The sequence below is a fragment of the Streptomyces mangrovi genome, assembly GCF_900114215.1.
Taxonomy (GTDB): domain Bacteria; phylum Actinomycetota; class Actinomycetes; order Streptomycetales; family Streptomycetaceae; genus Streptomyces; species Streptomyces barkulensis.
In genome coordinates this window covers 56093-78566 of the sequence record NZ_FOSG01000019.1, presented here as the reverse complement: position 1 = coordinate 78566, position 22474 = coordinate 56093, and the positions used below count along the sequence as shown (strand labels likewise).

The 22474-nt window shown below is 74.5% G+C and carries 21 protein-coding genes and 2 pseudogenes; 10 read left to right on the top strand and 13 right to left on the bottom strand.

Features of this window, described 5'->3' with window-relative positions; all coding sequences use genetic code 11:
- Positions 1 to 206: 206 nt before the first annotated feature.
- From BM237_RS22775 to BM237_RS22760, 4 genes are all read right to left on the bottom strand, one after another.
- Positions 207 to 779: a GNAT family N-acetyltransferase gene (locus BM237_RS22775; protein WP_093851586.1), complete on the bottom strand. Its 573-nt coding sequence runs from the start codon at positions 777 to 779 to the stop codon at positions 207 to 209.
- Between the two features lie 245 nt (positions 780 to 1024).
- Positions 1025 to 2017 (bottom strand): NADPH:quinone oxidoreductase family protein, encoded by a 993-nt coding sequence (locus BM237_RS22770; RefSeq protein WP_093851585.1) that lies wholly within the window; start codon positions 2015 to 2017, stop codon positions 1025 to 1027.
- An 89-nt stretch (positions 2018 to 2106) separates the two neighbouring features.
- The gene (locus BM237_RS22765; RefSeq protein WP_093851584.1) at positions 2107 to 2715 is read right to left on the bottom strand and encodes a TetR/AcrR family transcriptional regulator; all 609 of its coding nucleotides are present in this window, start codon (positions 2713 to 2715) and stop codon (positions 2107 to 2109) included.
- A 27-nt stretch (positions 2716 to 2742) separates the two neighbouring features.
- Positions 2743 to 3522, bottom strand: a complete 780-nt coding sequence (locus BM237_RS22760) for an SDR family oxidoreductase (RefSeq protein ID WP_093851583.1) — start codon at positions 3520 to 3522, stop codon at positions 2743 to 2745.
- Positions 3523 to 3739: 217 nt separating this feature from the next.
- On the opposite strand from BM237_RS22760, the gene BM237_RS22755 reads away from it, so the two are divergent.
- Together BM237_RS22755 and BM237_RS22750 are read left to right on the top strand one after the other, a co-directional pair.
- Entirely contained in the window at positions 3740 to 4276 is a 537-nt protein-coding gene (locus BM237_RS22755; protein WP_245793942.1) for a hypothetical protein, read from the top strand.
- Positions 4277 to 4507: 231 nt separating this feature from the next.
- A complete protein-coding gene (locus tag BM237_RS22750; protein WP_093851582.1) occupies positions 4508 to 4972 on the top strand; it encodes a MaoC family dehydratase in 465 nt (154 codons plus the stop codon).
- 19 nt (positions 4973 to 4991) lie between these two features.
- On the opposite strand, the gene BM237_RS22745 is transcribed toward BM237_RS22750, so the two are convergent.
- Together BM237_RS22745 and BM237_RS22740 are read right to left on the bottom strand one after the other, a co-directional pair.
- The gene (locus tag BM237_RS22745; RefSeq protein WP_093851629.1) at positions 4992 to 5732 is read right to left on the bottom strand and encodes a TetR/AcrR family transcriptional regulator; all 741 of its coding nucleotides are present in this window, start codon (positions 5730 to 5732) and stop codon (positions 4992 to 4994) included.
- An 84-nt stretch (positions 5733 to 5816) separates the two neighbouring features.
- Complete coding sequence (locus tag BM237_RS22740; RefSeq protein WP_093851581.1) at positions 5817 to 6977, bottom strand: acyl-CoA dehydrogenase family protein; 1161 nt, start codon at positions 6975 to 6977, stop codon at positions 5817 to 5819.
- Between the two features lie 66 nt (positions 6978 to 7043).
- On the opposite strand from BM237_RS22740, the gene BM237_RS22735 reads away from it, so the two are divergent.
- A complete protein-coding gene (locus tag BM237_RS22735) occupies positions 7044 to 7712 on the top strand; it encodes a TetR/AcrR family transcriptional regulator (RefSeq protein WP_093851580.1) in 669 nt (222 codons plus the stop codon).
- On the opposite strand, the gene BM237_RS22730 is transcribed toward BM237_RS22735, so the two are convergent.
- The 3 genes from BM237_RS22730 to BM237_RS22720 form a co-directional block, all read right to left on the bottom strand.
- Positions 7709 to 8791 carry a Zn-dependent alcohol dehydrogenase gene (locus BM237_RS22730; protein WP_245793939.1) on the bottom strand — a complete coding sequence of 361 codons (1083 nt, stop codon included), beginning with the start codon at positions 8789 to 8791 and terminating at the stop codon, positions 7709 to 7711. The genes BM237_RS22735 and BM237_RS22730 overlap by 4 nt on opposite strands.
- 114 nt (positions 8792 to 8905) lie before the next feature.
- Positions 8906 to 10324, bottom strand: coding sequence for an aldehyde dehydrogenase family protein (locus BM237_RS22725; protein ID WP_093851579.1), 1419 nt, complete (start codon positions 10322 to 10324; stop codon positions 8906 to 8908).
- Positions 10325 to 10380: 56 nt separating this feature from the next.
- Positions 10381 to 12777 carry a molybdopterin-dependent oxidoreductase gene (locus BM237_RS22720; protein ID WP_093851578.1) on the bottom strand — a complete coding sequence of 799 codons (2397 nt, stop codon included), beginning with the start codon at positions 12775 to 12777 and terminating at the stop codon, positions 10381 to 10383.
- A gap of 213 nt (positions 12778 to 12990) precedes the next feature.
- Between BM237_RS22720 and hmgA the strand changes: the two genes are divergently transcribed.
- The 3 genes and pseudogenes from hmgA to BM237_RS22705 all read left to right on the top strand — a co-directional run bounded on the left by hmgA (position 12991) and on the right by BM237_RS22705 (position 16431).
- Positions 12991 to 14331: a homogentisate 1,2-dioxygenase gene (gene hmgA / locus BM237_RS22715; RefSeq protein WP_093851577.1), complete on the top strand. Its 1341-nt coding sequence runs from the start codon at positions 12991 to 12993 to the stop codon at positions 14329 to 14331.
- A gap of 153 nt (positions 14332 to 14484) precedes the next feature.
- Positions 14485 to 15234: a GntR family transcriptional regulator gene (locus BM237_RS22710; RefSeq protein WP_093851576.1), complete on the top strand. Its 750-nt coding sequence runs from the start codon at positions 14485 to 14487 to the stop codon at positions 15232 to 15234.
- Positions 15235 to 15362: 128 nt separating this feature from the next.
- Positions 15363 to 16431 (top strand): annotated as a pseudogene (locus BM237_RS22705) (type ISP restriction/modification enzyme).
- Positions 16432 to 16650: 219 nt separating this feature from the next.
- Here BM237_RS22705 and BM237_RS22700 read toward each other — a convergent pair.
- Entirely contained in the window at positions 16651 to 16917 is a 267-nt protein-coding gene (locus BM237_RS22700; protein ID WP_093851575.1) for a hypothetical protein, read from the bottom strand.
- A gap of 177 nt (positions 16918 to 17094) precedes the next feature.
- On the opposite strand from BM237_RS22700, the gene BM237_RS22695 reads away from it, so the two are divergent.
- The 3 genes from BM237_RS22695 (at position 17095) to BM237_RS22685 (ending at position 19935) form a co-directional block, all read left to right on the top strand.
- Positions 17095 to 18150: a serine/threonine-protein kinase gene (locus BM237_RS22695; protein ID WP_093851574.1), complete on the top strand. Its 1056-nt coding sequence runs from the start codon at positions 17095 to 17097 to the stop codon at positions 18148 to 18150.
- Between the two features lie 64 nt (positions 18151 to 18214).
- Positions 18215 to 19345: a DUF5925 domain-containing protein gene (locus tag BM237_RS22690; RefSeq protein ID WP_175541100.1), complete on the top strand. Its 1131-nt coding sequence runs from the start codon at positions 18215 to 18217 to the stop codon at positions 19343 to 19345.
- Positions 19342 to 19935, top strand: a complete 594-nt coding sequence (locus BM237_RS22685) for a riboflavin biosynthesis intermediates N-glycosidase (protein WP_425443732.1) — start codon at positions 19342 to 19344, stop codon at positions 19933 to 19935. The genes BM237_RS22690 and BM237_RS22685 overlap by 4 nt, the downstream gene beginning before the upstream one ends.
- Before the next feature lie 7 nt (positions 19936 to 19942).
- On the opposite strand, the gene BM237_RS22680 is transcribed toward BM237_RS22685, so the two are convergent.
- Complete coding sequence (locus BM237_RS22680; protein WP_093851571.1) at positions 19943 to 20323, bottom strand: GntR family transcriptional regulator; 381 nt, start codon at positions 20321 to 20323, stop codon at positions 19943 to 19945.
- A gap of 176 nt (positions 20324 to 20499) precedes the next feature.
- Positions 20500 to 20955, bottom strand: a complete 456-nt coding sequence (locus tag BM237_RS22675) for a MarR family winged helix-turn-helix transcriptional regulator (RefSeq protein WP_093851570.1) — start codon at positions 20953 to 20955, stop codon at positions 20500 to 20502.
- Between the two features lie 120 nt (positions 20956 to 21075).
- Here BM237_RS22675 and BM237_RS22670 point away from each other — a divergent pair, with 120 nt between their 5' ends.
- A complete protein-coding gene (locus tag BM237_RS22670) occupies positions 21076 to 21891 on the top strand; it encodes a dioxygenase family protein (protein ID WP_093851569.1) in 816 nt (271 codons plus the stop codon).
- A 79-nt stretch (positions 21892 to 21970) separates the two neighbouring features.
- Here the strand turns inward: BM237_RS22670 and BM237_RS22665 are convergent.
- Positions 21971 to 22468: pseudogene (locus tag BM237_RS22665) on the bottom strand (NUDIX hydrolase); the annotation flags it as partial.
- Positions 22469 to 22474: the final 6 nt, after the last annotated feature.

The following is a 22474-nucleotide window of genomic DNA, read 5'->3' as shown; positions in this document are numbered from 1 at the left end:
GTTGCAGTCGGCGCCCCCCGGCCGGATGCGTGCGGAACCTGCCCGGGCGAAGAACTCGGCCATCAGGCGGCCCTGCGAGCTACTGGGTGCTCCAGCGGCGCGGACGGCCAGGACCGGTGGAGCAAGCGAAGACACTGAGCTTGCCGGAGCGGCCCACGGTGACTTCGGCGGGGGTGCGGGCCGAAAGGCGGGGGCAGGTCTCGGTCCTAGTGGCCGGCCGTCGGCGTGGCCGTGGGGTGCCACTCGCGGCGGAGGATGCCGAAGACCCAGGAGTCGGAGACATCGCCGTTGACGACGCAGTCCTCGCGGAGAGTGCCTTCGCGGACGAAACCGAGCTTCTCCAGGACCCGGGCGGACGCCACGTTGCGGGTGTCGGTCTCGGCCTGGACGCGGTTCAGGTCCAGGGTGTCGAACGCCCACCGCAGGACGGCGTGCGCGGTCTCCGTGGCGTAGCCGTGGCCCCACGCGGCGGCGTCGAAGGCATAGCCCAGGGACGCGCTGCGGAAGTCCGGGTTCCAGCTTGTCAGACCGCACCAGCCGATGAACGCACCGTCGCAGACGCGATCGACGGCCACCCGCGCTCCCGTGCCTTCCTCCTCGATCCTCCGGCAGGTCGCGATGAAGCGCTGGGCGCGGGCCGGTTCGGTCCACGGCGGGGAGTCCCAATAGCGCAGCACGTGGGCGCTGCTGTGCAGCGCGTAGAGCGGCGCCGCGTCGGCATCGGTGAACGGCCGCAGTCGCAGGCGGGCGGTGCGCAGCTCGGGGGTGGTCAATGCCATGCGGAGCATCCTGCCGCATCACGCTCGCCCCCGGCCATCCGTTTGTCCGGACGGCCGGGGGCGCGCACATCCCCGGTGACACCGGACGCGCCGCATGGGCGGTGGGTCCGCGGTACGCGATCAACCGGGCTGGTGAACATTTCGATTCCCTCTCGGGCGGCTGCTGCCTCCCAGACCTGTGCACATCCGCTGCCCGTTCCCGCGCGGACAGAGCCACACGGTGCAGGCGGGCGGGCCGGAGAGGCTCAGGGCTGGATGACGACGCGGCCGGTGGTGGTGCCGTCGGCGACGCGCTGGACGGCGTCGGCCGCGCCCTCCATCGGTACGCGCTCGCTCACCAGCGGCTTGATCGCGCCCTGCTCGGCGAGCCTGGTCAGCTCCTCGTGGCAGGCGCGGACGGCGGCCGGGTCCTGGGTGTTGTACAGGCCCCAGTGCAGGCCGAGGATGGCGTAGTTCTTCACCAGGGCGTGGTTGAGGCCGGGGCTGGGGATGGTGCCGCTGGCGAAGCCGACGACCACGATCCGGCCCTCGAAGGCGACGCACTTGGTGGAGGCGGTGTACGCGTCGCCGCCCACGGGGTCGTAGACCACGTCGGCGCCGTGGCCGCCGGTGGCCTCCTTGACCGCCTGGGCCAGGCCCTTGACGCCGTCGACCGCGCGCCGGTCGATCACCGTCTCGCAGCCCAGCTCCCGGGCGACCGCGGCCTTCTCGGGGCCGCCGACGACGCCGATCACCTTCGCGCCCGCCGCCTGGCCGAGCTGGACGGCGGCGCTGCCCACTCCCCCGGCGGCGGCGTGGACCAGCAGGGTCTCGCCGGCCTGGAGGCGGGCGCGGCGGTGGAGGCCGAACCAGCCGGTCTGGTAGCCGATGTGGAGGGCGGCGGCCTCGGCGTCGTCCAGCGCCGCGGGCGCGGGGGCGCAGTGGGACTCTTCGACCGCCACCAGTTCGGCGAAGGCGCCGTGGGGCAGGTCGGGCTGGGCGATGACGCGGGTGCCGGTGGCGGTGGACGTGCCCTCGCCTGCCGCCACGACCTCGCCGCACAGCTCCACGCCGGGGGTGAAGGGCAGCGGGGGCCGTACCTGGTAGTGGCCGCGGCACAGCAGCGCGTCGGGGAAGTTGACGTTCGCCGCCCGTACGCGCAGCAGGAGGCGGCCGGGGCCCGGCTCGGGGTCCGGGACCTCCTCCAGCCGCATCGCCTCGCGCGGTTCGCCGTTCTCGTGGACGCGCCATGCCTTCACTGAGGCCTCCGCCTTGGGTAGTGGGTCGTGTGGGGTCGTGGGTCGTGCCGGGTTCTTCGGGGGGTCCGCAAGGCGCCGAGCCGGGGGCTTTACGGCCGCAGGGCCCGCAGCAGCAGGTCCGCCAGGTGGTCGGCGACCTCCTGCGGGGTCATGCGCCCGCCGGGCCGGTACCAGGTGCTGAGGTGGTGGACGGAGCCGAAGTGGTAGTCCACCACCAGGTCGGCCGGGGTGGCGGTGGAGAACACCCCCGCCTGCTGCCCCTCCTCGATCAGGGCGCGGAACCGCTCGTGGTAGCGGCGGCGTTCGGAGCGCACCTGCTTCTGCTTGTCCTCGCTGAGCTGGTGCATGGAGCGGAAGAAGATCGAGGCGTCGTCGAGGTTGTCGATGGTGGTGACGACGACGTCGGCCGCGGCGTCGCGCAGCCGCCGCTCCACGGGGGCGTCGGAGGAGGCGAAGGCGTCCAGCCGCTCCTGCTGCAGGCGCAGCACCCGGCCGTAGATCTCGTGCAGCAGGTCGTCCTTGGAACCGAAGTAGTGGTAGAGGGCGCCCTTGGTGACGCCCGCCGCCTCGACGATCTCCTGGACGGAGGTGCGGTCGTAGCCGCGGTCGGCGAACAGCCGGGTGGCGGCGGCCAGCAGCCGCTGCGGGACAGGCTGGGTGGGGGCGTCGTCCTGCCGCTGGTTCGCCGGGCTCGTCATGGCGGTTCCTCCTGCTTTTCGGTGGCCTTACCGGGCCTGCCGGCCCCGCTGGATTGTCTCCAGCTTCCGCTGCACATGATTCATGCCGTCCAGCCACTTGTCGGTGTCGGATGCGCGCGCGACGGCGTAGCGGGCGGCCTCCGGGTGCGGAAGGACCAGGAAGCGCCCGGCGTCGACGGCCTCCAGGGTGGCGCGGGCGACGTCCTCCGGCTCGATGGCGGTGGGCCTGAGCACCAGGTCGCCGGCGGTGGAGGCGGAGGCGAGCATGTCGGTGCGCACGCCCTGCGGGCACACGGCGTGGACGTCGATCCCGCGGTGGCGGTAGGTGAGCGACAGCCACTCGGCGAAGGCGAGGGCGGCGTGCTTGGAGACGCTGTAGGGCGCGGAGCCGACCATGGTGAGCATTCCGGCGGCCGAGACGGTGGCGACGAAGCGGCCGCGGCCGCGCTCGAGCCACTCGGGCAGCAGCTCGCGCGCCGCCCGGACGTGGGCCATGACGTTGACGTCCCAGGCGGCCTCCCAGACGGCGTCGGCGGCCTCGGGGCCACCGCCGGGGGCGATGCCGGCGTTGGCGCAGAAGACGTCGACACGGCCGCCGAGGGCCTCGCGGGCGGCGGGGACGATTCCCGAGGCGTCGCCGGGCACCGCCGTGGCGCCGATCTCCCGTGCGACGGCCTCGGCCTTGCCGGCGTCGAGGTCGTTGACGACGACCCTGGCGCCGCGCGCGGCGAAGGCGCGGGCGAGGGCGGCGCCGATGCCGCCGCCCGCCCCGGTCACCACGACGCCCGAGTCCCGCAGGTCCTCCATGTGCCCACCCTCCGTCTCGTTCCGGTCGCCGGTGGTGGCCGTGTGGGGGCCGCGCCGGGGCCGTGTCCGGCCCGCTCCCGGTGATCCATGGACTTCCCTCACAGACTAACCAGTCGGTATGTGGCATCGGAAGATTCGGGGGCACACGGATCCATTGGAGGGTCCGGTACGTCCCAGCGATGACGGCTGTGGTCGATTACGTCGGAGGTGGTACACGTTGGCCGGTTTCAATGCCCTGGCGGAACAGGTCCGTGATCCCGGAAGAGACCCGTCCCAGCGCAGGCAGGCCCTGCGCAAGTGCCTGGAGCGCTTCGCCCCCTACGGGCACCGCGCCACCTGGCACCATCTGTGCGCCCGCGCGGGCATCTCCCCCGACGACCGCAGCCCCGATCCGGAGCGTCTGGTGGCCGCGCTGGAGGAGCTGGAGGAGGCCCGGGAGGTGTGGCTGGCGTACGAGCGCGACTTCGCGCGGCGGCGCAGGGAGCAGAAGCACGTCGGCGTCCGGCAGCCGCCGGGCGACGCCTGGCACCGCAGGTGCTGGGGTGGTCGCGGGCTGCTGCCCGTGGAGGATCCCGGCGCCGCGCCGCCCGCCCCGCTGGCGGAGGTGCTGCGGCGGCTGGTCCGTGAGGCGGAGGCGCGCGAGGCGCGGCGTGCGGCGCAGGCGATGCACAGCGCCGAGCAGGCCCCGCGGGCCCGGCGGCCGGGGACGGTGGCGCACGGCAACGGCGCGGGAAGGGTGGCGGTCGGCGGCTGACACCCGCGGTCGGCACGGGCGGCCCGGATGCCCCGGGCGGCCCGGTGGAGCATGACGCGTCACGGCGGGTCCCGGAAGCTCCGGGGCCCGCCGTGACGCGTCGCGCACGCGGGGGACGGGCCCGGCCGTTGACATGCCCGACGCCCCCGACCATGCTGAGCAAGCGCTTAGTAGCGTGTACCGACACCACGGACACACGGACACCACGCATGGTTGGGGAGGCGAGCTTCGATGGCGGAGCCCCGGGTTTTCACATCGGTAGACGAACTGAAGGCCGCTGTCGGCGAGGAGTTGGGCACCAGCGACTGGCTGGAGGTGGACCAGAAGCGGATCGACCTGTTCGCGGACGCGACCGGCGACCACCAGTGGATCCACGTCGATCCGGAGAAGGCCGCCGCCGGTCCGTTCGGCACGACCATCGCACACGGCTATCTGACGCTCTCGCTGCTGCCGGTGCTGGTACCGCAGCTGATCCGCGTCGAGGGCGTGCGCATGGGCATCAACTACGGTGTGAACAAGGTCCGCTTCCCCTCCCCCGTGCCGGTCGGTTCGCGGGTGCGCGCGACCGCGCGGATCACCGAGGTCTCCGAGGTGGGCGAGGGCTGCGTCCAGCTCGCCTCGCTGGTGACGATCGAGCGGGAGGGCGGGGAGAAGCCGGTGTGCGTCGCGGAGAGCGTCGTGCGCTACTACATCTGACCCGCGCCGTCCGCCGGGCTCACGCGCCCCGGTCGGCCCCGCCCGCGGATTCACCGGCGGGCCCGGCCGGGGCGCCGGCCATCCTCAGCACCAGTCCGGCGTAGAGCTCGCCGAGCTCCTCGGGGGTGCGCGTGCCGCCGGAGCGGAACCAGCGGGCGACGTCGACGCAGAGCGAGAGCACGGCCAGAGCCGTGCCCCGGGTGTCGGGGACGGTGAAGTCCCCGGCGGCCACTCCGTCCTCCAGGATGCCGCGCAGGATCTCCTCGCTGCGCCGCCGCAGGGCGACGATCTCGGCGTAGTGCTCCTCGGCCAGCGCGTTCAGCTCGTACTGCACCACCCGGGCCGTGGTGTGGCGCTCGGCGTGCCAGCGCACGAAGGCGCGCACCGCGGCGGCGAGCCGGTCGGCGGGGGTCACCGCGCTGTTGCCGGCTTCGGTGAGGATGCGCACCGAGCGCTCGTGGCCGACCCGGCTGATCTGGTAGAGCAGCTCTTCCTTGGTGCGGTAGTGGATGTAGAGGGCGGCGGGGCTCATCCCGGCGCGGGAGGCGATGTCCCGGGTGGTGGTGGCGTGGAAGCCGCGCTCGGCGAAGGCCTCGACGGCCGCCAGCAGCAGCCGGCGGGCGGCGTCGGGGGCCACCTCGCCCCAGGAGTCGTCCGGCTCCCCGGCGCCGTCCTCGGCGTCCCGGACACCCTCCTCGGCATCCGCGCCCTCCTCGGCGTCCGCGCTCTCCACGGACTCCGCTCCCGTCTCCGCAGCCATCAGCACCTCGCCCGTTCGTCCCGCCGGGCGAACACCATACAACGGTTGCTGAGCAGCCGCTTAGGGAGCGGGCGCCGCAGGGCGTCAGAAGGCGGAGACCCCGGTCAGCGAGCGGCCGATGAGCAGCTTGTGGATCTGGCTGGTGCCCTCGTACAGGGTCATCACGCGGGCGTCGCGCAGCAGCTTGCCGACGGGGTACTCGTCGATGTAGCCGTAGCCGCCGAAGACCTGGAGGGCGTTGTTGGCGGCGCGCACCGCGGCTTCGGAGGCGTAGAGCTTGGCCACGGAGGACTCGGTGGCGAAGGGCAGGCCCCGGTCTATGCGGTCGGCCACGCGCCAGGTCAGCAGCCGGGCGGCGTCGACGTCCACGGAGATGTCGCTGATCAGCTCCTGGACGAGCTGGTGGCGGGCGATGGGCTTGCCGAACTGCTCGCGCTCGGTGGCGTAGGAGACGGCCGCGTCCAGCGCCGCCTGGGCGATGCCGACGCAGCCGGCCGCCACCGACATGCGTCCCTTGGCGAGGGCCGACATGGCGACGGAGAATCCCTTGCCCTCCTCGGCGATGCGGCAGTCGTCGGGGACTCGGACGCCGTCGAGCACCAGCTCGGCGGTGGCCTGGCCGCGCAGGCCGAGCTTGCCGTGGATCTCCCGGCGGGTCAGGCCGGGGGTGTCGGTGGGGACGAGGAAGGCGGTGATCCCCCTGTGGCCGGGCTCGGTGCCGGTACGGGCGAAGAGCAGCACCACGTCGGCCCAGGTGCCGTTGGTGATGAACATCTTGGTGCCGTCGATGATCCAGTCGCCGCCGGGGCCGCCGTCGCGGCGGGCGCGGGTGGTGAGGTTGGCGGCGTCGGAACCGGTGCCCGGCTCGGTCAGGCCGAAGCAGCCGATCGCCTCGCCGGAGCAGAGCCGGGGCAGCCACCGCCGCTTGTGCTCCTCACTCCCCCAGGCCGCGATCGACTTGGCGACCAGGCCGAGGGAGACCGACAGCACCCCGCGCACGGCCGAGTCCCCGCGCCCCAGCTCCTCGGTGACCAGGCAGTACGCCAGGTGGTCGCCGCCGGACCCGCCGTACTCCTCGTCGATGGTCAGGCCCAGGAAGCCCAGGTCGCCCAGGGACTTCACCACGGACCGGTCGATGCTCTCGGCGCGGTCCCACTCGGCGGCGTGCGGGACGATCTCCCGGTCGACGAACTCCTTGGCGAGCTGCCGTACGGCAGCCTGCTCCTGAGACAGCTCCAGATCCATGCCCAATAAACTAGCAGCGCTAGTTGCAGCTTCACAGATGCCGGACGAGACCCGAGGATGTGATCCGTGGCACGCCCACGTACCCCCCTGCTGAGCCGCGAGCGGATCGTGGCGGCGGCGCTCGCGCTGGTGGACGGCGAGGGCATGCCCGCGGTGTCCACCCGCAGGCTCGCCGCCGAGCTGGGCGTCAGCGGCCCGTCGCTGTACAACCACTTCCGCACCAAGGACGAGATCCTGGACGCGGTGGCCGACACGGTGTGCGCCGATGTCGACCTGTCGATGTTCACCGACGGCACCGACTGGCGCGAGGCGCTGGTGGCCTGGGCCCGCTCCTACCGGGCGGCGCTCAGCGCGCATCCCAACATCGTCCCGTACCTGGCACAGGGGCCGGGCCGGCGCCCCAGCCAGCTGCGGATGGCCGACGCGGTCTACGGCGCGATGCTGGACGCCGGGTGGCCGCGCGCCCACGCGACCCGCATCGGCGCGCTGATGCGGTACTTCGTGGCCGGCTCCGCCCTGGGCTCCTTCGCCCGCGGCTTCGTCGACGACGCGGCGCTGTACGAGCGCGACTACCCGCATCTGGACCAGGCCCATCTGCTGGCCGAGCACCAGCAGCGCGTCGACGAGGGCGCCTTCGAGACGGGCCTGCGCGCCCTCGTCGACGGGCTGGCGCTCCGCTTCCCGGACCGGGGGCGGGCCCGGGAGGCGGAGGACGGCGAGGGCCGGGCGCGTTAGAAGACCACCAGCGCCCGGCCGCCGCGTCCGGCGAGCATGGCCTCGAAGGCCGCCGGCACCTCCTCCAGACCGATCCGGTCGGTGACCAGCGCACCCAGGTCCAGCCGCCCCGAGCGGACGTGCTCGGCGAGGACGGGCAGGTCGCGCGCGGGGTCGCAGTTGCCGAAGACGCAGCCGGACAGGGTGCGGGCGAAGTGGAAGATCTCCAGCGGCGAGAAGGAGACCTGGCTGTCCTTGCCGCCGATGCCCACCACCGAGGTCCGCCCGCCGCGCCGGGTGGAGGACCAGGCCGCCCGGATGGTCTCCGCGCGGCCGACGCACTCGACGGCGGCGTCCGCGCCCAGCCCGCCGGTGATCTTCCGGACCTCCCTGGCCGTGGCGTCGGAGGCGATCAGGAAGTCGGTGGCACCGGCGCGGCGGGCCAGTTCCTCCTTGCCCGGGGAGACGTCCACGGCGACGATCCGCTCCGCGCCCGCGATCCGCGCCGCCTGGATCACCGCCAGGCCGACCCCGCCGGCGCCGAAGACGGCCAGCGACTCGCCCTCGCGCAGACGGACGCTGTGGTTGACCGCGCCGTAGCCGGTCAGGACCGCGCAGCCCAGCAGGGCCGCGTCGACCAGCGGCACGCCGGCGGGCAGCGGCAGCACGCCTCGCTCGGCGACGACCGTCTCCTGCGCGAACGCGGCCGTGCCCAGCCCCGGATACAGGTCGCGGCCGTCGGCCGAGCGGGCGTAGGGGACGCCGCTGGCCGCGTTGGCCTCGGTGCACAGCCAGGGCTCGCCGAGCTTGGCGCAGAAGTGGCAGCTCCCGCAGGCGGGCGCCCAGTTGAGGACGACCTCGTCGCCGGGGGCCACGGTCGTGACGCCCTCGCCCACGGCGGTCACGGCGCCCGCGCCCTCGTGGCCGAGGACGGCGGGCACGGGCTGGCGCAGGGTGCCGTTGGACAGCGACAGGTCGGAGTGGCAGACCCCGGCGGCGGTGAGGCGGACCCTCACCCGGCCGGGGCCGGGCTCCGGCAGATCGATCTCCCCCATCTCCAGCGGGGCTTTGACGGCGGGCAGGACCACGGCGCGGACCACGTGGCGTCTCCTCTCACGTCCTGGGCGGACGGGCTGCTTGCGTTGCGTTGGGGTCGGGCGGGGGACCGGGCGGCCGGCTGGACGCGCGGCCGGGCATGCGGCCGGGCAAGGCGCTCAGAACTGCAGGGACTTGGTCTGGAGGTACTCGGTCAGGCCGTGCGGGCCCAGCTCCCTGCCCACGCCGGACCGCTTGTAACCGCCGAAGGGCGCGAGCGGGTTGAACCGGCCGCCGTTGATGTCCACCTGGCCGGTCTGCAGACGGCGGGCGAAGGCGGTGGCCGTCTCGTCGTCGGCGGCCCACACCGCGCCCGACAGCCCGTATTCGGAGTCGTTGGCGATCCGGGCGGCATCGTCGGCATCCTGGTAGCGCAGGATGCTCAGGACCGGGCCGAAGATCTCCTCGCGGGCGATGGTCATGTCGGGTGTGACGCCGGCGAAGACGGTGGGGCGCACGTAGTAGCCGCGTTCCACCCCCTCGGGGGCGTCCGCGCCGCCCGCGACGAGGGTGGCGCCCTCCTCGATCCCGGTGCGGATGTAGCCGGTGACGCGCTCGCGCTGCCCGGCGTTGACCACCGGGCCCAGCCGGGTGGCGGGATCGGTGGGGTCGCCGGGGACGTACTTGGCCGCCGCGGCGGCGGCGATCTCCACGGCCTCGTCGTAGTGGTCGGCGTGGACCAGCATGCGGGTCCAGGCGCTGCACGTCTGGCCTGCGTTGGCCATCACGTTGCCCACGCCGATCTTCACGGCCTTCACCAGGTCGGCGCCGGGCAGGATCACGTTGGCGGACTTGCCGCCCAGTTCCAGCGCGACCCGCCTGACCGCGCCTCCGGCGATCGCGCCGATGCGGCGGCCGACGGCGGTGGAGCCGGTGAAGGAGACCATGTCCACGCCGCCGTGCTCGGCCAGCGCCTGCCCGGCGACCGGGCCGCGCCCGGTGACGAGGTTGAACACCCCGGCCGGCACCCCCGCCTCGGCCACGGCCTCCGCGAACAGCCGCGCGACCAGCGGGGTGTCCTCGGCGGGCTTGAGGACCACCGTGCAGCCGGCCGCCAGGGCCGGGGCGACCTTGGCGACGATCTGGTGCAGCGGGTAGTTCCAGGGGGTGATGGCGCCGACGACGCCGACCGGCTCGTGCAGTACGCGGGAGTTGCCCAGCCTCTCCTCGAAGGGGTGCTCGGCGGCGAGCTTCGCGTACGTCCCGGCGACCGTGACGGGCAGGTCGGCGTGGACGGCCTGCGAGAAGGACAGCGGAGCGCCCAGCTCCGCGGTGACGGTGGCCGCGATCTCCTCGCGGCGGGCGGCCAGGGCGTCGTGCAGCGCGCCGAGCCGGGCCGCGCGCTCGGCGGGCGGTGCGGCGGCCCAGCCGGGCAGGGCCGCGCGGGCCGCCGCCACAGCCGCGTCGACGTCCTCGGCGGTGCCCGCCGGGACGGTGCCGATGATCTCCTCGGTGGCCGGATCGACGACCTCGATCGTCTCCGCGCCCGCGGCGGGGCGCCACTGTCCGTCGATGTACATGCCGTTGTGTGCCTGCATGACCCCAAACTAGCGGCGCTAGTTTGGGGTGTCAGCAGGACGGCGCATGCCGTGGATCACACGGAGGACCCGGCGGCGGCCGAGGAGGCCGGTCCGGCCTCCTCGGCGGGTGTCACCGCGGCCTCCTCGGCGGGCGCCGCGGCAGGCACAACCCGGACCGGGAAGCCGTTGAGCACGGCGGTCCCCGACAGCGGGTCCAGCAGCCGCCCGTCCAGGAGCTGGTTGACGTTGGCCCCGGGTTCGGCGGAGGCCACCGGCGTCCGGGTGCCGGGCCGGTCGTGGCCCCAGCCGTGCGGCAGGCTGACGACCCCCCGGGCCACCTCGTCGGTCACCTCCACCGGTGCCCGGACGGCGCCCCCGTCGCCGGTGACCTCGGCGAGGGAGCCGTCGGCCAGGCCGAGCCGGGCGGCGTCGGCGGGGTGGACGTGGAGGGTGCAGCGGTTGCTCCCGCCCTTCAGACCGGGGACGTTGTGCATCCAGCTGTTGTTGGAGCGCAGATGGCGGCGGCCGACCAGCACCAGGGCCCCGGGGTCTCCCTGACGACCCGCCAGGGACCGGCGCAGCCGGGGTATGTCGGCGGCGATCGGCTCCGGGCACAGCTCGACCGTGCCCGAGCGGGTGCGCAGCACCTCGGGCAGCCGGGGGCGCAGCGGGCCCAGGTCGATGCCGTGGGGGTGCTCCAGCAGCTTCGCCAGGGTCAGGCCGTCGGGGTCGGCGCCGAAGCCGTCGCCGTAGGGGCCCAGCCGCAGCATCATGTCCAGCCGCCGCTCGGGGCCGCTCTCCCCGCTCAGCAGGCGGGTCAGCTCTGCGGTGTCCCGGCCGTGGACCGGGGAGAGCGGGTCGGCGACGGCGGCGGACAGGGTGTGCTCGACGACCATGGCGTCGACCGACTCCGGGTCGGCCTCCGGCGCGCCGGAGGCGCACAGCACCAGGCGGGCCAGGATCGCGCTCTCGCTCATCTCCCCCTCGCCCAGGGGGATCACGGGCCGGGTGTAGCGCACCTGGTTGCGGACGGCCAGGGCGTTGAAGCTGAAGTCGAAGTGCGGGGAGCGGGAGGGCGGGGGCGGCGGCAGCACCACATGGGCGTGGCGGGAGGTCTCGTTGAGGTACGGGTCGACGCTGACCATGAAGTCCAGCCCGGCCAGGGCTCGCTCCAGCCGGGCGCCGTCGGGCGCGGAGAGCACGGGGTTGCCGGCCACGCAGACCAGCGCCCGCACCCGCCCCTCGCCCGGGGTGTCGATCTCCTCGGCCAGCGCGGCGGCCGGGAACTCCCCCTTGACCTCCGGGTGTCCACTGACCCGGCTGCGCCTGCGGCCGGTGGCGAAGCCCCGGCCCGGGGCGGGCGGCCGGGGGGCGCGGGCGGTGGCCGACAGCGGGAACATCGCGCCGCCGGGCCGGTCGAGGTTGCCGGTCAGCGCGTTGAGCACGTCCACCAGCCAGCTCGCCGTGGTGCCGAACTCCACGGTGGTGCTGCCGATGCGGCCGTAGACCGCGGCGCGCTCGGCGGCGGCCAGTTCGCGGGCGAGGGTACGGATGACCTCCGGCTCGACGCCGCAGGCGCCGGACACGGCCTCGGGGGTGAAGTCGGCGGCGAGGCGGGCCACGTCCTCCACACCGCCCAGGTGCTTCCCGGCCGCGCCGGTGTCGACCAGTTCCTCGGCGAAGAGGACCTGGACCATCGCCATCAGCAGCAGTGCGTCGCCGCCGGGCCGCACGGCCACGTGCCGGTCGGCCAGGCGCGCGGTGCGCGTGCGGCGCGGGTCGACGACGGTGAGGGTGCCGCCGCGCCGCCGCAGGGCCCTGAGCCGGCCGGGGAAGTCGGGGGCGGTGCACAGACTGCCGCCCGAGTCCAGCGGGTTGGCGCCGACGACCAGCAGGTGGTCGGTGCGGTCCAGGTCGGGGACGGGGATGGCCAGGGGGTCGCCGTAGAGCAGCACGCTGGAAGCGTGCTTGGGCATCTGGTCGAGGGTGGAGGCGGTGAAGACGTTGGGGGTGCGCAGCGTCTTGACCAGCAGGGGCGGGTAGAGGGCCCCGGCGACGGTGTGGACGTTGGGGTTGCCCAGGAAGAGGGCGACGGCCCTGGGGTCGCCGCCGGCCAGGACGCCACCCAGCCCCTCGGCGACCGCCGCGAACGCCTCCTGCCAGCTCGCCTCCCGCAGTTCGCCGTCGCGGCGGACCAGTGGGCGGGTCAGCCGGTGGGGGTCGGCGTCCAGCTCGCCGAGGAGGGTTCCCTTGGGGCAGACGAAGCCGCGGCTGAGGACGTCGTCGCGGTCGCCGCGGGCCGCGGTGATCCGCTCCCGTCCGCCGTCGCCGGGGGCGACGGTGACGACCAGGCCGCAGGTGGCCTCGCACAGCGGGCAGATCCGCAGCGCGGTACGGGAGCCGGCGCCCGCGGACGGTCCGGTGCGTGCGCCGGGCTGTGCGCCGGGCTGCTTGGTGACACTCTCCGGCATCGATCCCCCTGGTGAGCGGTGTCCGGGTGGGCGGTGCGGTCCGGCGGCCCCATACCGACCGGACGGTAAGTGAACCTTAGCCCCGTCACCCCCCGGCCGCCCAGAGGTGGGAGCCGAAACGGCGGCGCGCCCGTCCAAGACGCGCCGTTGACGTGCGGACCCCCGCATTCCTATGGTTGACAACAGGAAACCCTGAGCACCGGGAGCGTTGCGATGAGTGGCACCACAAGCGGTTTCGAGCAGGCGCGCAGGACCGCGGAGGGGCTGGCGTACTCCTCCGGCTTCGGCAACGAACACGCTTCCGAAGCCGTTCCGGGAGCGCTCCCCGTCGGCCGCAACTCCCCCCAGCGCGCCCCTCTGGGGCTCTACGCGGAGCAGCTCAGCGGCACCGCCTTCACCGAGCCGCGCGCCCACAACCGCCGCTCGTGGCTGTACCGCATCCGCCCCTCGGCGGCCCACCCCCGCTTCGTCCGCGCCGATGACGGCTCCCTGCGCGGCACGCCCTTCACCGAGACCGAGCCCGACCCCAACCGGCTGCGCTGGGACCCGCTGCCCGACCCCGCCCCCGGCACCGACTTCCTGGACGGACTGTGGACCCTGGGCGGCAACGGCGACGCCACCCGGCGCGAGGGCGTCGCCATCCACCTGTACGCCGCCAACGCCCCCATGGAGCGCCGGGTGTTCAGCTCCGCCGACGGCGAGCTGCTGATCGTGCCCGAGCGCGGCGGCCTGCTGCTGCGCACCGAGTTCGGCCTGCTGCGCGCCGAACCGGGCCACATCGCGCTGATCCCCCGCGGGGTCCGCTTCCGCGTCGAGCCGCTGGATACGGTGGTGCGCGGCTACGTCTGCGAGAACATGGGCCGCCCCTTCGTCCTGCCCGACCTCGGCCCCATCGGCGCCAACGGCCTGGCCAACCCCCGGGACTTCCTCGCCCCCACCGCCGCGTACGAGGACGTGGAGGGCCCGGTGGAGGTGGTCAACAAGTTCTGCGGCGGCCTGTGGACGGCCACCTACGACCACTCCCCCCTGGACGTCGTCGCCTGGCACGGCAACCTGGTGCCCTACGTCTACGACCTGCGCCGCTTCAACGTGATCGGCAGCATCAGCTACGACCACCCCGACCCGTCGATCTTCACCGTCCTCACCTCGCCGTCGGACACCCCGGGCCTGGCGGGCGTGGACTTCGTCGTCTTCGCCCCGCGCTGGCTGGTCGGCGAGGACACCTTCCGGCCGCCGTACTTCCACCGCAACGTGATGAGCGAGTACATGGGCCTGATCGAGGGCGCCTACGACGCCAAGACCGCCGGCCCCGGCGGCTTCGTCCCCGGCGGCGGCTCGCTGCACAACATGATGTCCGCCCACGGCCCGGACCGCGAGACCTTCGACCGGGCCGGCGCCGCCGAGCTGGTCCCGCAGAAGGTGGACGACGGGCTGGCCTTCATGTTCGAGACCCGCTGGCCGGTGACGCTGACCGCCCGGGCACGCGACGCCGGACACCTCCAGCACGGCTACGACGACGTGTGGCAGGGCCTGGAACGCCACTTCCGGCAGTGATCCGGCAGTGATCCGGCAGTGAGGGGCCGCATCCGCAGGCGATGGCGCGTACCGTGACCCACGACGTACCGCCGCACCGCCGCCGCGTCATGGCATCGTGACGCGGCGGCCCGGCAACACCCGGCAACCCAGCCTGGCCGTCCGGAGGCCGACGTGACCACCTTCGCTCCCGACTCGCTCGCGCTGAACCGCAAGCTGCCGCTGTGGTATCAGGTCTCGCAGTCCCTGCGCGCCTCGATACTCGGCCGCTCCCCCGGCGCACCCCTGCGCCTGCCGACCGAGGAGCGGCTCGCCGAGCACTACGGCGTCAGCGTGCTGACCATGCGCCAGGCGCTCAAGGAGCTGGAGAACGAGGGGCTGATCTCCCGGCACCGCCGGCGCGGCACCTTCATCGAGCCGAGTGCCCGCAGCGGGTCCCCCGTGCGGCTGCTCGGCTCGGTGGACGCCATCGTGGCCCAGCAGTCGGGCGAGGAGACGGTGCTGCTGGGGCACGGCGCCGGACCGGTCCCCGGGGAACTGGCCGAGTACTTCCCGGACCTCGCCGAGGCGGTGGCCTACCGGCGGCTGCGCCGCGACCGGGAGACGGGCGAGCCGACCAACTGGGCGGAGAACCTCGTCCGCCCCGAACTGGCCGACCGCATCGACCTGGAGGACCTGGCGCGCTGGCCCATGACGAAGGTGCTGCGCGACGCCGTGGGCGTGCGCATCAGCCGCATCACCGACACCGTCCAGGCGCGGCTGGCCGACCCGGAGACGGCCGAACTGCTCCAGGTGCCGCTGCTCAGTCCGATCCTGCACTACACCGGCGTCACCTACGACGAGAGCGGACGGGTGGTGGACGTGGCCCGCATCCACTATCGCGGCGACCGCTTCTCCTTCTCCGTCACCGTGGAGGCGGACTGATCCGCGCCGGACCGATCCACGTCCGTGGCATGCGTGCGGCAGGCCGTACGGAAAGGACAGCAGGGAGGGAAACGGTGGGTGCCGGAACGGACGGCGACCGCGGCCAGGACGTCCCGCTCGACGAGCTGATGCCCTGGTCGGTCCGGACGGTCCGGCCGGGCCGGGACTGGGTGACGGCGCCGGACGCGGCGTCGCTGCGGTCCCGCTGGGCCGCGCTGCTGCGGGCCTCCGGCGACGAGCGCGCGGCGCTGTTCGTCCCCACCCGCGCCCGCACCACCCGTACCGCCGTCTCCCGGCTGCCCGGCCCCGCCGCGGACGCGGGCGCCCCCACCGGCCGGCTGGACCGGGAGGACGGGCCGTGCCCGGAGCCGGTGCGGGTGCTGTGCGGACCGTACGACCGGCAGTGGCTGATACCGGACCACCGCCTGCTCGACGCCGCCCGGCCGGAGCTGTGGCGGGTCGCCGACGACCGGCAGATCCTCCTGGTCGAGCCCCCGGCCGCGCCCCGCTCCCCCGCCCCGGAGCCGGTCTTCACCGAACTGCTCCCGCTCGGGGCCGCCGCGTCCCGGACCGGCCGCGTACGCCCCCTGTACCGGCGCCCCGGGCGGCCATGCCGTGCCGCTCACCGCGGACCCCGGGATGTGGCGGGAGGGCGTCGCGCTGGGCCGCGAGGTGCTGCGGGCGCACACCCGCGGCGCCCGCTGCGGCGACGGCGCCCGCCCGCGCCTGCCGGGCGGGCGGCGCCCCTACGTGCGGGCCGCGCTGCCCGAGCGCCCGGCCCCGGACGCGCTGCGCCACGACGCGCGGGAGGAGACCCTGTGGGTGGGGGACGGCCGGATAGCGCCGGTGGCGCGCGGCGCCTGGGAGTTCGAGGCCGGCGGCGTCCGGGTGCTCGCCGACTGGTTCGCCCGCCGTACGGCCCCGGCCGCACCCGGCCCCCTGGCGGCGGTGCGCCCGAAGGCCTGGCCGCCCCGGTGGACCTCGGAACTGCTGGAGCTGATCACCGTGCTCACCCTCCTCGACGGGCTGCGCGGGGCGCGCACCGAGTTCACCGGCCGGCTGGCCGGGCGTCCGGCGGTGGAGGTGTCCGCGCTGCGCGGGGCCGGTGTACTGCCGCCGCCTTCTGCGGCGCGGCGCCCGGCCTCCGTGCTGGACCACCGCGAGGAGGGGCCGGAGGGGCAGCTGGCGCTGCTGTGAGAAGCCGTTTCCCACCGGCGGCGGGCGGCCGCCGGCCGTGGAAGCGGGGGTGCGGGCAGGGAGAGTGCGCCGGGAGAGTGCGGGACGCGGCCGGGGACGGGCTGTGACGCCCGGCCCGCCGCAGGGGAGGCCGGCCTCCCGGAGCCCTGAGCCGAAACCTTTATCCTCCGGCCCGGGCGCTCCAGATGCTCCAGATGCCGCGGGTACGGCCGGGCGTGGTCAGGCATGGCCTCCGAAGAGGGAGCGCCGCAGCCGCCGCAGCGGCGCGAAGAGGGAGACCCGCGCGCCCCTGTTGCGGGAGCGCATGTGCACCGCGTCGCGCGCGGTCAGTTCGCGCATGAGCAAGGTCGCCTCCGCCGTGTCATCCTGGGAGACGGCGGGCCCCGCCAGCACGCTCAGGTGCCGGTCCAGGCGCGAACCGGTCGCACCGCTCCCGCACTGGATCGCAGGGATCCGCGCCCTGCTGCGTACCGTTATCTGTTCCATGACACTCCCCACCCAAACGAGGGCTCCCGGCCCGGGCAGGGTAACCCTATCTCCCGACCGTGACCCACGGGTATTCCGGTCACTCGATCCACCTTCCCCGCAAGGGGGTTGACGAACACCGTACGAGACAACAGCATCCGACCGGCCCCATGGCGGGGCCGGGGACGGGGGACGAGGATGAACACCGGTGACAACGGACGGCTGCTCGCCGACCGCTATCGTCTCGCCGCCGAGCTGGGCCGCGGCGAGGTGGGCGTGGTTTGGCAGGGACGCGACGAGGTACTGGGCCGCGAGGTCGCGGTCAAGGAGGTGCGGGCCGCAAAGGAGCTCTCTCCGGCCGAGGTGCGCGCCCTCTACTCCCGCCTGGAGCGGGAGGCCATGACCGCCGGGCGCATCTCCCACCGCAACGCCACCACCGTCCACGACGTGGTGATCGAGGACGGCCGCCTGTGGATCGTGATGGAACTGGTGCGGGGCCTGTCACTGGCCGCCGCGCTGGAGGCCGAGGGGCCGATGTCCCCGGCCGGTGCCGCACGGATCGGCGCCGAGGCCGTCTCGGCGCTGCGCAGCGCTCATGAGGCGGGCATCACCCACCGCGACATCAAGCCGTCCAACATCCTGCTGGGAAACGACAACAGGGTCGTCCTCACCGACTTCGGCACCGCGCAGGTGAAGGCCGGCACGGCGCACGACCGGCCCGGTGCGCCGGTCGGCCGGCCCGAGTTCCTCGCCCCGGAGTGCGCGCGGGGACAGGACCCGGGTCCGGCCGCGGACCTGTGGGCCCTGGGCGTGGTGCTGTATCTGGCCGTGGAGGGCGTCTCGCCGTTCCGCCGCGACACCCCCGAGGCGACCCTGCGCTCCCTCGCCGCGTACACCGACGCCGATCTGCCGCCCATGCGGCGGGCGGGCGCGCTGGCGCCGGTGCTGGAGGGGCTGCTGCGGGCGGACCCGGCCGAGCGTACGGACGCCGCCCGGGCGGAACGGCTGCTGCGCGTGGCCGCGGCCGGCGGCGGCCCGCGCGCCGCCGTTTCCTCCTCTTCCTCCTCCCCTCCGTCCCCACCCGCCTCCGGTGAGGGTGCGGGCGGTGAGGATGTGGACGGCGGGAGCGGCGGACGCCGGGACGCGCCGGGCCCCTGGGGCGCCGACCGGGGACCGCGCGGGGTGCTGGCGATCGTCGCCGGACTGCTGATCCTGCTGCTGGCCGCCCTCGCCGTGGCCGTCGCCCTGCGCTGAGCGTCCGCCGAATCCCGGCGAGGTGCCGGAAACCTGCGTGCGCACGGACCCCCCGTGCCGGATCATGGGGGCCATGTGTGCCGACCGTCGTGCCGTGCCGACCGAGGAGTCGCTGCCCATCCGACTCAACATCGACGACAGCGACTCCCCCTCCGACGTCATCGACGCCCTCTTCCTGGGGCGCTTCACCACCGGTGAGCAGCCGCACGCCCGCAGCCGCTCCCTGGAGCGGGTGCGCAAGGGCATGGCCCTGCTGCCGCCGGGAGCGGCCGTGCTGCGCTCGGCCCGCGACGGCGACCGCGGCGCGACGCTGGCCGAGGGCGACGGCTGGACGGTGCTGGTCTCCCGCTGGTCCCGCGGTGCCGACGTGACCGTGACGGCCGTCAGCGAGGAGCTGGCGGAGCGGACTCTGAAGGCCGCGGTGGAGGACGCGGAGGACGAGCCCGAGCCCCGGCCGGACGACGTCACCATGGGCTTCTGGTACAACTCCCCGCGGCGCGGCCCGTACCGCACCACCCGCCGGATCACCGCCGGGAGCTGGGAGGAGATCCGCGGCAACTACACCGCCCCGGTCGCCGAGGCCATGGACGGGCTGATGAAGACCACCCCGGACGACATCACCGGGCGGCTGCTGCTGCTCCACGGCCCGCCGGGCACCGGCAAGACCTCCGCCCTGCGGACGCTGGCGCGCTCCTGGCAGGACTGGTGCCAGGTGGACTGCGTGCTCGATCCGGAGCGGCTGTTCAACGAGGTCGGCTATCTGATGGACATCGCCATCGGCGAGGACGACGGCGCCCCGGACCGGCCGGGCCGGGAGCGCTGGCGGCTGCTGCTCCTGGAGGACTGCGACGAGTTGATCCGCGGCGAGGCCAAGCACGCCACCGGCCAGGCCCTGTCCCGGCTGCTGAACCTCACCGACGGGCTACTGGGCCAGGGCCGCAACGTCCTGGTCGGCCTGACCACCAACGAGGACCTGGAGCGGCTGCACCCGGCGGTCGTCCGCCCCGGACGCTGCCTGGCCCGCATCGAGGTCGGCCCGCTGACCCGCTCCGAGGCCGTGAACTGGCTCGGCGCCGAGGAGGGCGTCGGCCGCGACGGGGCGACCCTGGCCGAGCTGTACGCGCTGCGCCGCGGCTCGGGCCCGGCCTCGGTTCCGTCGCAGCCCGGTCGGTCGGACGAGGGGATGTACCTGTGACTCCTCCCCGGCGGGCGCCCGAGGGGCGCGTGGACGATCCGGTGGCGGAGCTGGTCGAACGGCAGGCGCGCGGAGAGCGGATCAAGTACCTCCACTTCTGGGGGCACACTCCGCCCCGGGGACGGGACGACGGCTCGCCCGGCCCGTGGTGCCTCAGCCAGTGGTGGTCCTCGCCGTTCACCGTGGACGGCGTCCCCTACCCCACCGCGGAGCACTGGATGATGGCCGCCAAGGCGCGGCTGTTCGGCGACGCGGCGGCCGGGGAGCGGATTGCGGCCACGCCGGAGCCGGGCGCGGCCAAGGCCGCGGGACGTGCGGTGCGGGGCTTCGACGAGGAGGTCTGGGCCCGGCACCGCTTCGGCGTCGTGGTCGAGGGCTGCGTCCACAAGTTCGGGCAGCACGGCGAGTTGCGGGCGTTCCTGCTCGCCACGCGGGGGCGGGTGCTGGTGGAGGCCAGCCCGCTGGACCGGGTCTGGGGCATCGGGCTGGCCGCCGACGACGAGCGGGCGTCCGACCCGTCGCGCTGGCGCGGGCTCAACCTGCTGGGCTTCGCCCTGATGGCCGCCCGGGAGCGGCTGGAGGAATACTGAGGCGACGTCAGTCCCGCCGGTCGTACTCGGCGGCGACCGCCTCCCCGGCGGCGGCGAGTGCGGCGGCCCGGTCCAGGCCCAGGCGCCGCGCCCGCCGGGCGTACGACCGCGCCGCCGACGCGGCCTCGCGGGCGGCGGTGTCCCCGCCGGCGGCGATGAAGCTGCCGTGGCGGCCCCGGGTCTCGATCACCCCGTCGGCCTCCAGCGCGCGGTAGGCCTTGGCCACCGTGTTGGCCGCCAGTCCCAGCTCCTCGGCGAGTCCGCGCACGGTGGGCAGCCGGTGACCGACCGGCAGCCCGCCGCCACGGGCCTGTTCGGCGATCTGGGCGCGCACCTGCTCGTAGGGGGCGGCGGGGGCGTCCGGGTCGACGGTGATGCTCAGGGGCACGGCACTTCTCCTGCGGCGGGGTCGGAACGTCGGATGGCGCGGGGTGCGCGGGTGCGCGGGTGCGCGGGTGCGCGGGTGCGCGGGTGCGTCGATTGTGCACCAGCACGTCAGCCGCGCTCCCAGATCCCGGTCTCCGGCGCCCAGCGGTACTCCGGCCGGCCCTTCGTGCCGTCCGCTCAGTCGCGCAACCGCCGGCCCACTTCACCCAGCGCCCGCGCCAGGACGGCGAGTTCCTCGCGGTCGAGGACGTCGATGAGCGTCTCGCGCACCGTCGCCACATGGCCGGGGGCCGCGGTGCGCAGCAGTTCGCGCCCCTCCTCGGTGAGGACGGCGAAGACGCCGCGGACATCGGTGGGGCAGGCGCGGCGCCGCACCAGACCGCGCCTCTCCAGCTGGCCGACCTGGTAGGTCAGACCGCTCTTGGAGGTGATCAGCCGTTCGGCCAGTTCGGTCATGCGGATCTCGCCGCCGGGGGCCTCGGCGAGGTGGACCAGGATCTCGTACTGCGGGTGGGACAGGCCCGCCTCGTCCTTGAGCTGCTGCTCCAGCCGTCGGGTGACGCGGTTGCCGGCTTCGAGGAAGCCCTGCCAGGCCGCCATCTCCAGCTCGTCCAGCCATCGGGGCTCCTTCATGCCCCCATCGTACTCGGTTGTTCAAATTCGAACCACACTGTACGCTCGCCATCGGCAAGTGGTTCGAATTTGAATCACCATGAATCGACCCGATCCGATCCGACCCGGGAGGACGCCTCCATGACCGCGACCACTCCGTTGGCCCCGGACAGCTCTGCGGCAGGCCGCATGCCCGTGCTGTACCTCAGCCACGGGGCCCCGCCGCTGGCCGACGACGCCCTGTGGACCGCGCAGCTCGCGAACTGGTCCGCGAAGCTGCCGCGGCCCGAGGCCGTGCTGATCGTCTCCGCCCACTGGGAGTCCGCGCCGGTGACGCTGGCCGCCACCCGGACCGTCCCGCTGGTGTACGACTTCCACGGCTTCCCCGAGCACTACTACCGGGTCGCCTACCCGGCTCCGGGCGCCCCCGGTCTGGCCGCGAAGGTGCGGGCCCTGCTCGCCGGGCCGGGCACCCCGGTGCACGACGCGCCGGACCGGGGCCTGGACCACGGCGCGTACGTGCCGCTGGCCGAGATGTACCCCGACGCCGACGTCCCCGTGCTCCAGCTCTCGATGCCCACCCTGGACCCGGGGGAGCTGCTGCGGCTGGGCCGCAGGCTGGCCCCGCTGCGCGACGAGGGCGTGCTGATCGTCGGCAGCGGCTTCTTCACCCACAACCTGCGCGGTCTGATGTGGGGCGCCGGGCCCGACGAGGCTCCGTCCTGGTCGAAGGAGTTCGACGCGTGGGGCGGCGAGGCCCTGGGGAGGGCGGACCTCGACGCCCTGCTCGACTTCGAGCACCGGGCCCCGGCGGGCCGGATCGCCCACCCGCGCACCGATCACTTCGCGCCGCTGTTCGTCTCCCTGGGAGCGGGCGAGGCCGACCTGGGCTCCCAGCGCACGGTCGTCGACGGCTTCTGGGGCGGGCTGGCCAAGCGCTCGGTGCAGTTCGGCTGAGCCCGGTCGGCCGAACCCGTCCGGTCCGGCCGCCGCGACAGCCCTCCGCGACAGCCCCCCGCGGCCGCCTCCGCACCGGTCAGGTGGCCGGAAGCACCACGACCCGGTCGGGAGCGTCCGGGTCGTAGGCGATGGAGTCCCCCGGCCGGTGCCAGTGCAGCGCGAAGCGGTGGCCCGCCCGGTACGCCTCCAGTCCGGCCCGGCAGTAGGCGACCATGTCGCCGGGCAGCGCCGCCAGCGGGAACCAGCCCAGCTCCGAGCACTTGTCGGGCTCCGCGTTGACCGGCTCGCGCCCCTGATCCGCCCACGCTTCGAAGAACCAGCCCATCCGGGGGTCCCCGGCCGGGGAGCGGTGCTGCATCACGAGGGCGACCTTCAGCTCCCCGGGCGCCAGGCACAGCCCGATCTCCTCGTACGCCTCCCGGATCACCGCCTCCCGCACGTCCTCACCGTCCTCGGCGTGGCCGGACGGCGCGTTCAGCAGGCCGTCCGCGTAACCGGTGCCCGCCCGGCGCGCGAGCAGCACCTCCTCGCCGCGCCGCAGCACGAGGTGGACGTCGACGATCTCCCTGTGCCGCCTTCT

Coding starts and splice junctions, on each gene's coding strand:
- BM237_RS22775 (WP_093851586.1), bottom strand. CDS start 779: ATGGCATTGACCACCCCCGAGCTGCGCACCGCCCGCCTGCGACTGCGG.
- BM237_RS22765 (WP_093851584.1), bottom strand. CDS start 2,715: ATGACGAGCCCGGCGAACCAGCGGCAGGACGACGCCCCCACCCAGCCT.
- BM237_RS22760 (WP_093851583.1), bottom strand. CDS start 3,522: ATGGAGGACCTGCGGGACTCGGGCGTCGTGGTGACCGGGGCGGGCGGC.
- BM237_RS22750 (WP_093851582.1), top strand. CDS start 4,508: ATGGCGGAGCCCCGGGTTTTCACATCGGTAGACGAACTGAAGGCCGCT.
- BM237_RS22745 (WP_093851629.1), bottom strand. CDS start 5,732: ATGGCTGCGGAGACGGGAGCGGAGTCCGTGGAGAGCGCGGACGCCGAG.
- BM237_RS22740 (WP_093851581.1), bottom strand. CDS start 6,977: ATGGATCTGGAGCTGTCTCAGGAGCAGGCTGCCGTACGGCAGCTCGCC.
- BM237_RS22725 (WP_093851579.1), bottom strand. CDS start 10,324: ATGCAGGCACACAACGGCATGTACATCGACGGACAGTGGCGCCCCGCC.
- BM237_RS22720 (WP_093851578.1), bottom strand. CDS start 12,777: ATGCCGGAGAGTGTCACCAAGCAGCCCGGCGCACAGCCCGGCGCACGC.
- hmgA (WP_093851577.1), top strand. CDS start 12,991: ATGAGTGGCACCACAAGCGGTTTCGAGCAGGCGCGCAGGACCGCGGAG.
- BM237_RS22700 (WP_093851575.1), bottom strand. CDS start 16,917: ATGGAACAGATAACGGTACGCAGCAGGGCGCGGATCCCTGCGATCCAG.
- BM237_RS22695 (WP_093851574.1), top strand. CDS start 17,095: ATGAACACCGGTGACAACGGACGGCTGCTCGCCGACCGCTATCGTCTC.
- BM237_RS22690 (WP_175541100.1), top strand. CDS start 18,215: ATGGGGGCCATGTGTGCCGACCGTCGTGCCGTGCCGACCGAGGAGTCG.
- BM237_RS22675 (WP_093851570.1), bottom strand. CDS start 20,955: ATGAAGGAGCCCCGATGGCTGGACGAGCTGGAGATGGCGGCCTGGCAG.
- BM237_RS22670 (WP_093851569.1), top strand. CDS start 21,076: ATGACCGCGACCACTCCGTTGGCCCCGGACAGCTCTGCGGCAGGCCGC.